This window comes from Rhodococcus sp. LB1, from assembly GCF_001583455.1.
GTDB lineage: Bacteria > Actinomycetota > Actinomycetes > Mycobacteriales > Mycobacteriaceae > Rhodococcus_F > Rhodococcus_F opacus.
Genome location: NZ_LTCZ01000060.1, coordinates 1 through 11,958 on the forward strand (window position 1 = coordinate 1; position 11,958 = coordinate 11,958).

Genomic DNA, 11,958 nt, shown 5'->3' on the forward strand with positions numbered 1-11,958 from the left:
GATCGGTGCATCCAGGCTTATGGAAGCGCCGGACTTCGAGGCACGGCTGAAGATCGTCGGCGATCGAAGCGACGAAATCGCTGAGGACTGCCGGGATGCTCTGAAAGAGCCCGTTCACGAACTGATTGAAGACCGTGCGATTCTCGTGCGACAGGCAGTGAATGCGTTCATCGACGGCCATCATGAAGCAGCTCAAGCACTCGCCGTGGTGGTCTGTGACAGTTATCTGAAGACGCACTTCGACGGGCTCGGGTACACGAAGATGAGAGAGAAGCTGACACTCGATCAGTCCGATGACGCGGCACTGTGGACTGTGTTCCGGTACGACATGCCGATGGCTACCGCGGTTCGGTTCCTTGTGGACTGGAAGAGCCACAAACATCCGGTTCCGTCGAACTTCTCGCGCCACGTAACGATTCACGGTGCGAGCACCGCTCAATTGAACAGCCTCCACGCCACGTTGGCGATCATGCTTGCAGCCACGATGACGCGAGCGTTGGACGCCATCCTCGAGCCCGGCGGCAACGCCCCAGAGACCGTTGCCAGCGGGGGAAAGTAATTAGATGATGTTATGTGACGACAATTCGGTACGTGAGTTGCGTCGTTGGTTCTGCGAGACGGCGATCGTGATCGATTGACCGCATTGGGCGGGCGTTGCATGCGACGCCGGAGAATCAGTTACTCATCAGTTTCTGCGCCCGATCTGTTCCACAAGAGGTGGAGTGCGGCGAGGTCGGCATCGTCGATCTCGAGTACACCGTTGATCGCAAACACGGTGGTGTCCCATGGTCGTAGCCCGTCGTGGCGGGGTGTCAGAAGTATCGCTACTGTCCAGATGTCCTCTCGGCTGTCGTCGGGAAGGGTCTCTGTCAACTCGTGGTGACGCAACATCACCCACCGGCGGAACGCCTCGCGGTGAAGTTCGCTGAATGTGTTGCACACTCCGAAACCGAGTTGAAGATCCCCCTCACCGAAAACGTACCGCCGCAGATCAAATCGTGTCGCCTCGCGTGAAACGGACGATGCGTCGCGCGGCAGGTCGATCATGCGTCGACCGATCTTCGCTCGCTCGGTCACAGCTTGCCGATCGAGCAGGTGCAAAAGCGTCAGTCGATCTTCCTCAGACCGATCCCACGGCGACGTGGCGAGGTCCTCCAGCATCTGCCGAAACATCGCTGCGCCCTGTTCGTCAAGGTTGGAGGCCGGTTCCATGGGCAGCAGCGGATAGGAAAATCGCTGTTCACCGGAACCGAGGGAAACCGGGGGCCGCCCTGGATTCGCTGTGGCACGCTCGTCGGCGGTGGCCAGCTCGTAATAGTGCCCTGGATGATCACCGGGGGCAACTGCATCGTCTTTGATTCGGTGCAGGTAGGAACCCAAAGCCGTGAGCGATCGCAGGTGGTCGAACAAGAACTCCCATTCGCGACGCAGGAGTACGACGATCGGCAGAGCCGGCGTACTGGCGACAGGCGCGATGTCGTCAGGAGGGTCGTCGTGGTCGACAATCACCACACCCACCCAGTCCAGGGAACTGCCGACGACTACGATCGATCGCCCACGGACATTAGTCATCGACACAGGGGCATCGCTGAGCGACCGTACCGAGCCCGCTGCCTGACGTGCACCCTTGCTGGCGTTCTTGGCGATCCACGCGCGTTCGCGTTCGGGGTTGGGACCGGGGTGATCGCGTGCCTTCACTTGAATCGCCAAGGCGCGTTCTCCGAAAACTACTGTGCCATCGCCTAGTTCGCGCGTTGCGGTCGACTTCGACACCGTCAGTGGTGTTAGGACGAAGTCGGGCAAACCCCACCGTGCGGCCGCCCCCAACGTTGCGTTCTCCGCGGCGATCCCACGCCGCAGATCCGGATCGAGTGCAACAGGCTGAGGCACGATTCTCCCAAAAATTCCCTGTTCGGTGTTAACGATCATGATCATTTCGGAACCGTCGCGATATACAGCGAGTCCGAGGTCAGATTCGACCAATGCCGTCTCGAGCTCGGGTACTTCGCTTGAGTCGATGGGTGCCCAAGTTGCGTTATCACGTTGTGCGTTCGGCGGCACGCCCCGGCCCCTGCCTCTGCGCCGGTGCTCGGCGGATCGAAGTCCGAAAGAACGCTCGAACGATCGAACAACCTCCGCGGATACCACCAGCAGTTGATGGCACCGCAGATCGAAGGTGTCGTTTGGATCGATCGGCCAAGGCTCCGCATCGAACGCGATGTCCAGCGCCACCTGGGGATTGCCGCGTAAATGGCTTGCGGGTTCGGCCGGTTCGAGTTGGAATCGTGCAACGGTGTATACGTCGACAACTCGCCCAGCGGGTTCGATGGTCAGCTCGGCGACGGCCTGCGGCGGCTCGACCAGCACCTCGGGAGATGCCGAGTACGCCCACACCGTCACTACGTCAGAATTCGTGCTCCGCTGAGTGAGGTTTGAGAGAAGCCGCATAGTTCTGCGAACCAAGTTCACCGAACTGTCAATGTCCGGATCATCGGCGAAGGGCTGGAACGCCTGGAGTAGCTGAATGTGATCGAGACGAAGACCCGCCATCGCTCCGCCTTCGTAGTGGGCAATGAAGTCGTCCAGATTGCTGCACAGCGGGAAACGCGCCGATTCGTCAGGGGTTGTCAGTGACCCTGAGACGGTCCTCTCAGCGATCGAAACGGCATCGTCCAGGCAGGCGCGCAATGCTTCCACGAATCCCCGCGCGGCCTTTTGGAGTTCCTGGGCTTCTGGTGGCCAATCGACGGTGACAGCGATACTTCCGGAGCCGTCGTTATCGGCTCCAATCAATGTGCCGAACAAGCCTGGGCAGTCCAGCTCATTCCAGGCAGTCTGAATTCTTCTTCGACAGTCGTCGGCCGTGTCGTGGTGCGCCCATGCCGAAGCAAAGTTTTGCGAGCGCGAATCGATACCGGCGTCGTCAGTGGTCACCGAGATATCTGTACACGTACCCTCCGACAAGGTCGCAAGACGAAGGTGGTGGCTACCGAAGCCACCGCGATCGACGAGCCAACCAGGGATCGGCCAGACGAAGGCCCGTTCCGAGGCTTGGTGTGAGAGGCCGAATGCTGGCGGTGAACGACATCGGTCAACTGTGTGCGGGAGAACCGCATCCACGGATTGACGGGTGAGAGTTGGAACGGAGCACCCTGGCCACGGCCGCGAAGAGGAATAGCCGAGCGGGAAACCGGTCTGCTCAAGTGGCTTCGCTACCTACAGTCAGGATCTGCCACCGCGCTATCTCCTGACCCTACGTCCGGCGATGGGTCCGTCCGAGGAACCGAACGAGCAGATCTGAACCCGGTGATGCAGGAACGCTCCGGCCAATGGTGCAGCAGCGTTCCTGTACCCGTTGGCTGACTCAGCGAAGGTTACTTTCGGTAGCGCGGGTCTATCTCACCGTTCGAATTGCGGTGTATCTGGTGGAAGGAGATTGGTCCATTCCCCTTAGTTATGGAGATTATGTTCGACCAGATTCCGTTGGTGAAGTAGTTCAGAGGTTCGATAAGGTCGTTGATGTCCAGTGAGCGCTCAAGGATTTCCCGCCTCAGGGTCGAGCTCTTGTGGAATTCCGGGGTACGGAACTTGTCGTCGTACTGTGCAATTACTTGTTCGTATGGCTGGAAGTATCTCCACTTGGCCGCCACTGTCTCGGTCTCGAGCCATCTGAAGAAGGCCTTCTTCTTGCTTCGAGCTGCGATGTCTTTGCCGGTTTCGACGTAGTAGATCAGGTTCATCAGTCGTTCCCACAGGACCCGCATCTTCCCGATCAGACTCTGGTCCTGCGAGAGCCTAATGAGAAGGAGTCGTGGCGTGGCGGTCTCATTGGATAGCCCGCGGTTGTTGATCTCCGCAGAGTAGACCTGGTTGTAGGTACCAAGGTCAACCTCGGCAAGGTAGTAGTACTGCAGCTTGAGGTCATATGCGCGGGTTACAGCGCCGCGAGTGCGCTCCGCGGGGTAACCGCCGGCGTCGAAGGACTCGACGAACTCACGAAGGTCCAATTTCCTGACCCCCATCATGTCCGCCCAGTGCGGAGGGGTTGCGTCGTACTTCTCGTCGAGTGCATTAGTGATGAAGAGTTCGAGTGCACCGAGCATGGTCATGACTTCGTCTCTGTCCTCCGCTATTACCCTCCTCGTCGACTCCGTCCTCCGGAGAGATGAGTGAGCGTACATTCCCGGCGATCCCACCTGGATTCCAAGGTTCTTAAGGAGGCGGGAAGTCGAAGAATGGCCACCCGATGGCCTACAAGGACGAGAAGCTCATCACGACCTTCTCGGGCTCGGCGAGCGACCCGCGATCGTTCCGGAACACGCTCTCGTACTTGAAGCGAGCGGGGTTCCAGTGGCCTCCACGGCGCTGATCTGACAAGGGCCGGGGGTGCTGATATCACCCCCGGCCCGAGTTGCATTGTCCCAAACCTGACACCACTCACAAACACAGAAGGGATCCAGACCAATGGCAGAGTCGTACAACGTCGTCGCCGAGCTGGACGCGACGTTCGGCGAGGAGAACGCCGACGCCCTGCTCGGCCCGATCGCGGAGTACAGCGGCGCGGCCGCGCGCTCGGAACTCGGCCACGCGGAGGTCGTGTTCTCCATCCCCGCGGAATCGGTGCGGCAGGCCACCTCGACGGCGCTGGCGGTCCTGGAGACCTACCCGTGGCCGTTGCGGTCGCTGCGACTGCTGAGCACCGCCGATTTCGACCGTCTCACCGACGCGATGGCCTTGCCGCCGCTGGTGTCGGTGCAGGAGGCCGCCGACGGGCTCGGCATGACCCGCCAGGGCGTGCTGAAGGCCATCAAGGGCAAGGTGCTGCCGGCCACCCGTGTCGGCGGTACCTGGGTGCTTCAGCGGTCCGTGGTCGATAGTGCCCGCGCCCGCCGCGGCGTATAGCCACCGACAGCTGCCGTCTCAGGTGGCGAGTTCGGCTCGTGCAGCGGTGAGGGTGGCTGCGCATTTTTCGTCGTGAGGATCGAACAGCAGATCCCAGCGCGTGAGCTCGCCGTTTTGTTTCGTGGTTGTCGGGATCGTGTACTGGTGACGTTCGGCGTCGGTGGGTGCCCGCCACCCGTCCTTGGTGTACGTGGTGGCGATGCGTTCATCGGTCGTGAAGGTAATGACGACTTGGTCGGCCTCGGCGGCAATGGTCAGTAGCTCGAGCCGTAGCTGGCGGCCGACCGGCGGCCGCTGGGGTGTGATTGCGGGCCATCGGAAGTGGTTGTGGAAGGTCACCGCGCCGCCCCGGCGGACGTAGACGGTGAGCGCCGCCCCGACCGTGCTGGTGCCGTCCGTCAGCCACATCACCCGAAACCGGTGCCGCCACCGGGTGACGGGGTAGGCGCGGGATCGAGTCGCCAGTGCCAGACCGTAGACGACGTACACGAATATCCCGACCAGCATGAGTGCGATCGCCACGAGCAACACCATCAGGACGTCATCGAGCGCGACGGTGGTGAGTGCCGCCGCGATGGCGGCGAGGAGCATTGTCAGTGCCAGGGCCTTCCACCAGCGCCCCTGGTGCGGGCGTCTGAAGTGGCCAAGCTGCAGACGCGCCGCGGCACGAACTCGGGGGCCGGGCGGCGGGTTCGCAGTCCTCCAGCGGTCCATGCCGTCGAAGAAGCCAGTGGTGGTGCACTCGCCTTCAGTCCATCCTTTGTGCGCATCGATCACCGCGCATTCCTATCACTGAACTGGGCAGATGACACGTCCCTGTGACAGCCGAAGGGTCACGCCCACAGCGCGATACTGTCCACGCAACGTCCAGTCAGCTCAGACAATGGGGAGACGCCATGACCGGTGCAACAACCACGCCGCCGCTCGGGAAGATCCTGACCGCCGACGAGGTCGCCCGGTTCGTGGCCCGAGTCGCGTACCCCACCAGCCCGGTGGTGCTGGTGGACGAGGAACTGGCTCTGGCCGCCCCGGCGCGGGCTTACGGTGATTGGCGGGGTGCGCTGGGTCTGCCGGATCTGGCGGAGAAGGCGCGCACGCTTCTGCCCGCGACCGCCGGCGGCTGCGCCGCGGCCGACACCGACACCGCCCCTGATTCCGGGCCCGGCGCGTAGCGACCACCTCGGCTCGGTTCCCGGTCGCCGGCGCGTGGGGGTGAGTGGGTGCGGGGTATGACATTGCGGCTGCCGACCACCCTCGCGACCGACTCGGACGCTGCGGCGGTCGCGGCGCTGACGAAGTATTACGGCCGCCCGTATCTGGGCGACGACGCCTACGTCGGCGCGCACTTCGACTCCTGGTCGAGCACCGGGGACCGGGTGGGGGAGGCGGACCGGTTCACCGCGGATGATCTGGTTGCGGCGGGTGTTCCTGTCCGTGCATTCCGGCGGGTGGTGGGCGTCCTGGTCAGGGTTGTGTCTCGGTGCCGCCGTGGTTCGGGGTGAAGGCGATACGTTGCCCGATTTCGATGATCGGGGATGCCGTCATGGCGTGCACGATGCTCCTCGCGTTAAATTAATTGGCGATTGGTTTCGTGGAAGCATTGTCAACCACGGGGGCCATGGCGGGGTCGAATGTAATTGTGCATCAAGAAGTCTCAAATGAGTGGGACTTATGAGTGGGACTATCGGGTGGTGGTTTCAGTGGAAGGGGCGGGTGGGCGGTCGGGTGTGGTGCGGGACTGGCCGCGGTTGCGGTGCGGCGTCGGCGGATCGCGAGGTGGATGCTGATTCCGGGGTTTGCGGGTGTAAGGACAGGTTGACGGTCCATGCGCGGCGGCGACGGCGGCGGTGATTGCGAGGGAGGTGCCTTTTCCTGCTGCGGTCACCGAGTGCGCGCAAACCATGAGTGATGCGGCGGCGCAGTCTCGTGCCCGATTCGGGTGCTCGCGCTGGAGGTCTCGCGATGTCCTGGGCGCATGTGGCGCGCAGAATTCGGCTCTCCCGGTGGGAGTTTCCGCGAGGGGCAGTCGTGCTTCTTTATGATGCCGTCTGGGTGCCGGTGGTGTGTATCGCCGATGTGGGCGGCGACTCGGATGAGTGCATTGGTTTCGCCTCGCACATACGGGAGCCGGACTACTTCGAGACCTATCCAATACTGAGTAGTGATTGTTGTGATGATAGTTATGCTTTTCCTTCCTTGTGGCCCGGGTCATACTTCGATGCGGGCAGTGCCCATTCAAGTCCGGTCCGACTCGCGAGTCCGGGGCGAGCCGGACCGCCCGTCGGCAAGAAGGAACGCCAAATGTCGCAAACACAGCACTTACACACGACCCGGAAGCAGCGTCGCGTGATCGCCGCCACTGCGATCGGGACGACGATCGAGTGGTACGACTTCTTCATCTACGCCAACACGGCGGCACTGGTATTCGGGGGGCTGTTCTTCGCGCCACTGGAGTCCGGTGCGGGCCTTCTGCTCGCGTTCGCCACGGTGGGGATTTCGTTCATCTTCCGCCCGCTCGGTGCCATCATCGCCGGTCACGCCGGCGACCGACTGGGCAGACGCGTCGTTTTGGTCGCGTCGCTGCTACTGATGGGGATATCGACGATGCTCGTCGGTCTTCTACCCACGTACGACCAGATAGGTGTCGCGGCACCGATCATGCTCGTCGGCTTGCGAGTACTGCAGGGGATCTCGGCCGGCGGCGAGTGGGGTGGCGCGGCGCTGATGGCGGTCGAGCATGCCCCCCAGAACCGTCGAGGCTTCTTCGGGTCGTTCCCCCAGGTCGGTGTCCCGGCGGGAATGCTGCTGTCCACGGGAGTCCTGGCCCTGCTGAGCGGAACGCTCACCGAGCAACAGTTCTTGTCCTGGGGATGGCGGATTCCCTTCCTCCTCAGCGTCGTGCTCCTCGTGATCGGTGTCGTCATCCGTCGCACCGTCGATGAGAGTCCGGAGTTCCAGGAGATGCGTGCGCGCAAAACCGGGCCGGCACTTCCACTGCTGACCCTCTTCCGGGCGCATTGGCAACCGCTGCTGGTGTGCACGCTGATCGTGACCGGATGCAGCATTGCCGGGTACCTCTCCACTGGCGGATACGTGCTGTCGTACGCAACGTCCGCTCTGGGAATGAACCGAACGACCGTACTCTCGGCGGTCTTGATCGCATCTGCGCTGTGGGTTGTCACCACGATCCTCGGCGGCGCCGCGTCGGACCGCTTCGGTCGACAGCGGGTACTCCGGTGGGGGTCCGCCCTGACGTTCCTCTGGTCGGTACCGCTGTTCCTGGCGGTCGGGAGCGCGAACGTAATCCTGATCGCCTGCGCGCTGGTCGTACTGACCGTTCCACTCGGGCTCATGTATGGGCCCCAGGCTGCAACTCTGGCCGAGGCCTTCCCGACCGAAGTCCGGTTCAGCGGTGCATCGGTCGCCTACGCGGCGGCGTCGATCCTGGGCGGCGGTTTCGCGCCGATGATCGCCACGTGGTTGCACACCGCGACCGGTTCGCTTCTCTCGGTGGCCGGTTACCTGGCAGTGGCATCCCTCGTGGGACTCGTCGGCGCAACGCTCCTTCGCACCCGAACTGACCAGGGTGTCTCGACAACAGAAGCGTCACAAGCGATGTCGAAGGATTCGGCACCCGCGTGACACACACTTGCACGTTCAGAAGAAAGGCCGATTGATGTCCGACAACCATTCCAGCTCGTATCCGCGGCAGCTGTGGTGGGTAGCCGCCCTCAGCGAGGAGGTGACCAGAACCTTCACCTCCCGGTGGATCGCCGATCGGCCGGTACTGCTCTACAGACGCGCAGACGGCAGCCCTGTGGCGCTGGACAACAGATGCGTACACCGCTCTTACCCCCTCTCCAGTAGCTGGCTCGAAGGAGACAACGTCGTCTGCGGCTATCACGGATTCACCTACCGCCCGGATGGAAAGTGCATTCGCGTTCCGTCCGGTGAGACGCCGCCACCAGATGCGCAGGTGCACTCGTATCCGGTCGTCGAATCCGGCCCCTTCCTGTGGATCTGGACCGGGGACCCTGACGCAGCAGACCCCACCACGGTCCCAGACACCAGCCCGATGACCGGTGACGGCTGGACCGTCATCACCGGACACTACGAAATCGACGCGAACTACCTCGACCTACACGAGAACTTGCTGGATCTGACCCACTTCAGCTACCTGCACGCCGGCAATCTCGGCACCGATGCCTGGGCGTCGGTTCCCGTTCAAGTCGAACTCTCGGACGAGACGGTGCGCACTGTCCGGCTGCTCGAGAATCACGAGCCGCCGGGGCTGTATGCGCGAGTAATGGGCCTGGTCGGGCACACCGTGGATCGACATGCGGTGGCGACGGTTCCGACTCCGGCCATCCACTTGGCGCTCGGCCGGCTGGTCGACTTGCAGCCGGAAACCGACCGCATCGACTACAACCTGTACGTCATCCACGCGATCACACCGATCAGCGAGAACCGACTCCATCAATTCTGGGTCATCTCCCGCGACTTCGCTGTGGGCGATGACTCGGTCACCGAGCAGTTGCTCGCTGGGACCAGGCAGGCGTTCCAGGAGGACGTCGATGCCCTCAACGCGATCAGCGACATGAAACGGCGCGACGGCCGCAAGGACTACCGCCAGGTCAGCACTACCAGCGACAAGGCGGGGCACCAGCTGCGCCGCCTTGTCGGAAGAGCAATCCGCCGTGACGAATCAGGTGCGCGAGTGGTGCAACATGCCTGACCTCGTGACCGAGGGTTGCTCGGTATCGTTCCTGCGGCGCGGGAGCCGGATGTGTGTTGATGTGGTGCACCTCGACCGCGGTGCCGAGGTCTCCATGATCGGCCCCTCCGCGTCGGAACCTCAGCTTCTCGAGCGTGCGCTTCGCCGAATACGGGAGACCATCCAGACCCGACCGCCGAACGAGGCCTGACAGAGCCGACTGGAGCCTCGGGACCATGTGCACACGCAGACGGTCGCGCGGAGTAGGTGACCGGTGCGGGGGCAATAATCCCACTCCTCGTCTCTCCGACCAAGGCCTGGCGCTCAGGATGGATATCATAGCGGAAACGAAAGTCTCTGAACCGAAAGATATTGGTGCACAACACTCTCCGCGATGACGACAGCTGGTGCGCCAGCCGTTCACAGCAGCTCGTGCACCGGACCGCCGTGGCGGTGTCCAGGCGGGTCGAGCCGCCGCGGGATCATGAGGTGGGCCGGCCACGAACGGACCCACACAAGCCGTGTCGGGCAGATGGCCCGGCTGACCTGCCGGGCGCGGCTACCCTACGCTGATGGACGACGTGCGATACACCCTTCGGCAGCTCGAGTACTTTATCGCCGTGGCCGCGGAGGGGTCGATCACCGGGGCGGCCGAACGGTGCTCGGTGTCCGCCACCGCGGTGTCCATTGGGCTCACCGAACTCGAACGGGCACTGAGCACCCAGCTCGTCTTACGGCAACGCGCCAAAGGAGTCGCGTTGACCGCCGCCGGTCGGCAAGCGCTGATCCACGCGCTGTCGCTCGTCAAAGACGCCGAACAGTTTCAGTCGTCGGTCCGCGAAGACATCGTCGCCGGCAAGTTGACCGTGGGCTGTTACACGACGCTGTCGCCCATGCTCATGCCTACGTTGATGACGGGATATTTGCGGCAACATCCGCAGGTCGAGTTCGGGTTGGAGGAAGATTCGCAACCAGAACTGGAGGAGGGCCTGCTCGCTGGGCGCCTGGATCTCGCCCTCGGGTACGGCAGGCACAGTCACGACGGATTGACCAGTGTCACTCTCGCCCGGGTCGCGCCGCACGTCATCCTTCCCGAGGGGCATCGCCTCGCGGCGGAACCGACGGTGAGCCTGCGGGAACTCGCCGACGAACCGATGGTGCTGTTCGATGTCTCGCCCAGCCGAGAGGCGTGGGAGCAGATGGTGGGCGAGTTGGGGATAGATCCCCTGGTCGCATTCCGCACCAAGAGTTTCGAACTCACGCGCTGCCTCGTCGGGCAGGGATTCGGCTACGCCGTCCTGGTGCAGCGACCACACATTCCCTACACCTACGATGCGTCGCGGGTGGTCGTCAAGGCCATCTCGGAAAACCCCACCCCCCGCGAAATTGTCGCGTCTTACCCGGCCGGAATGCGACTGCCTCGCCGCGTCAGCGGATTTCTGGACTACTGCCGTTCTGTGGTCCCCACACTCTCCCAAAACAAAGATTTAGTTGATTAGTTTCTCTACATTCTGCGTTTGACTGAGGAATGCGGCCTTGAGACGGTAGAGATGCCGGTCACACGACACTCTCGAGGAGATATTGATGACTGCATCCGCACCTTCCGCCCACCACGAGATCTCACTCGCCGAGCTCTACGACGACCCCTACCCGATCTACGCCCGCCTGCGCGAGTCCGATCCGGTCTGCTGGTTGCCGGCCGCCGGACGCTACCTGGTCACTCGACACAGCGATGTCGTCCATCTCGAGCGCCACCCGGAGATCTTCCGCGCCAACGAGGAAGGCTCGTTGATGACTCGGGTCATGGGACACACCATGATTCGGAAAGACGGCGACGCGCATCGACGGGAACGAGCGGCAGCAGAACCGGCGCTGCGGCCCCGCATCGTCAAAGAGCACTGGCAACCGCTCTTCGAGCGCAACACCCACCAACTGATCGACGAGTTCGTCACGCGGGGGAGCGTCGATCTGTTCTCGGATTTCGCGGGGCCCCTCGCGGCCCGGAACCTCGCTTGCCTGCTTGGGTTGCCGAATGTGTCCGCCACGGACCTGCAGACCTGGTCACAGGCGATGATCGACGGCGGAGGCGCGAACTACGGTGACGACCATGCGGTGTGGGCCCGCGCGCGTGCCGCCACCGAGGCCGTCGACGCGGCGATCGACGAGATTCTGCCGCGGGTCCGGCGCAACCCCGACCCGTCGGTGATCTCCTGCATGGTCCACGCCGACGATCCGCTCACGCTCGACGAGATCCGCGCCAACGTGAAGGTGATCATCGGCGGAGGCCTCAACGAACCGCGCGACGCCATTCTCACAGCCGCCTGGGCCGTGCTCGGCGATCC

General features: G+C 63.0%; 9 protein-coding genes and 2 pseudogenes. 8 read left to right on the forward strand and 3 right to left on the reverse strand.

Features of this window, described 5'->3' with window-relative positions:
* Nucleotides 1–559, forward strand: a pseudogene (locus tag AZG88_RS52535) (hypothetical protein); the annotation flags it as partial.
* Between the two features lie 119 nt (nucleotides 560–678).
* Here the strand turns inward: AZG88_RS52535 and AZG88_RS11555 are convergent.
* Together AZG88_RS11555 and AZG88_RS11560 are read right to left on the reverse strand one after the other, a co-directional pair.
* Nucleotides 679–2,934, reverse strand: coding sequence for a hypothetical protein (locus tag AZG88_RS11555; RefSeq protein ID WP_156517466.1), 2,256 nt, complete (start codon nucleotides 2,932–2,934; stop codon nucleotides 679–681).
* A gap of 440 nt (nucleotides 2,935–3,374) precedes the next feature.
* The gene (locus tag AZG88_RS11560; protein WP_156517467.1) at nucleotides 3,375–4,196 is read right to left on the reverse strand and encodes a hypothetical protein; all 822 of its coding nucleotides are present in this window, start codon (nucleotides 4,194–4,196) and stop codon (nucleotides 3,375–3,377) included.
* A 268-nt stretch (nucleotides 4,197–4,464) separates the two neighbouring features.
* Here AZG88_RS11560 and AZG88_RS11565 point away from each other — a divergent pair, with 268 nt between their 5' ends.
* Nucleotides 4,465–4,902, forward strand: coding sequence for a helix-turn-helix domain-containing protein (locus AZG88_RS11565; protein ID WP_061697762.1), 438 nt, complete (start codon nucleotides 4,465–4,467; stop codon nucleotides 4,900–4,902).
* A gap of 18 nt (nucleotides 4,903–4,920) precedes the next feature.
* Here AZG88_RS11565 and AZG88_RS11570 read toward each other — a convergent pair whose 3' ends face one another.
* Nucleotides 4,921–5,679, reverse strand: coding sequence for a hypothetical protein (locus tag AZG88_RS11570; RefSeq protein ID WP_231913941.1), 759 nt, complete (start codon nucleotides 5,677–5,679; stop codon nucleotides 4,921–4,923).
* Nucleotides 5,680–5,798: 119 nt separating this feature from the next.
* Between AZG88_RS11570 and AZG88_RS11575 the strand changes: the two genes are divergently transcribed.
* From AZG88_RS11575 to AZG88_RS11605, 6 genes and pseudogenes are all read left to right on the forward strand, one after another.
* Nucleotides 5,799–6,074, forward strand: coding sequence for a hypothetical protein (locus AZG88_RS11575; RefSeq protein ID WP_061697766.1), 276 nt, complete (start codon nucleotides 5,799–5,801; stop codon nucleotides 6,072–6,074).
* Nucleotides 6,075–6,131: 57 nt separating this feature from the next.
* Nucleotides 6,132–6,404: a DUF6308 family protein gene (locus AZG88_RS11580; RefSeq protein WP_061697767.1), complete on the forward strand. Its 273-nt coding sequence runs from the start codon at nucleotides 6,132–6,134 to the stop codon at nucleotides 6,402–6,404.
* A gap of 799 nt (nucleotides 6,405–7,203) precedes the next feature.
* The gene (locus AZG88_RS11585; protein WP_061697768.1) at nucleotides 7,204–8,544 is read left to right on the forward strand and encodes an MFS transporter; all 1,341 of its coding nucleotides are present in this window, start codon (nucleotides 7,204–7,206) and stop codon (nucleotides 8,542–8,544) included.
* A 34-nt stretch (nucleotides 8,545–8,578) separates the two neighbouring features.
* Complete coding sequence (locus tag AZG88_RS11590) at nucleotides 8,579–9,637, forward strand: aromatic ring-hydroxylating dioxygenase subunit alpha (protein WP_156517468.1); 1,059 nt, start codon at nucleotides 8,579–8,581, stop codon at nucleotides 9,635–9,637.
* 551 nt (nucleotides 9,638–10,188) lie between these two features.
* Entirely contained in the window at nucleotides 10,189–11,115 is a 927-nt protein-coding gene (locus AZG88_RS11600) for a LysR substrate-binding domain-containing protein (protein ID WP_061697771.1), read from the forward strand.
* A gap of 85 nt (nucleotides 11,116–11,200) precedes the next feature.
* Nucleotides 11,201–11,958, forward strand: a pseudogene (locus AZG88_RS11605) (cytochrome P450); the annotation flags it as partial.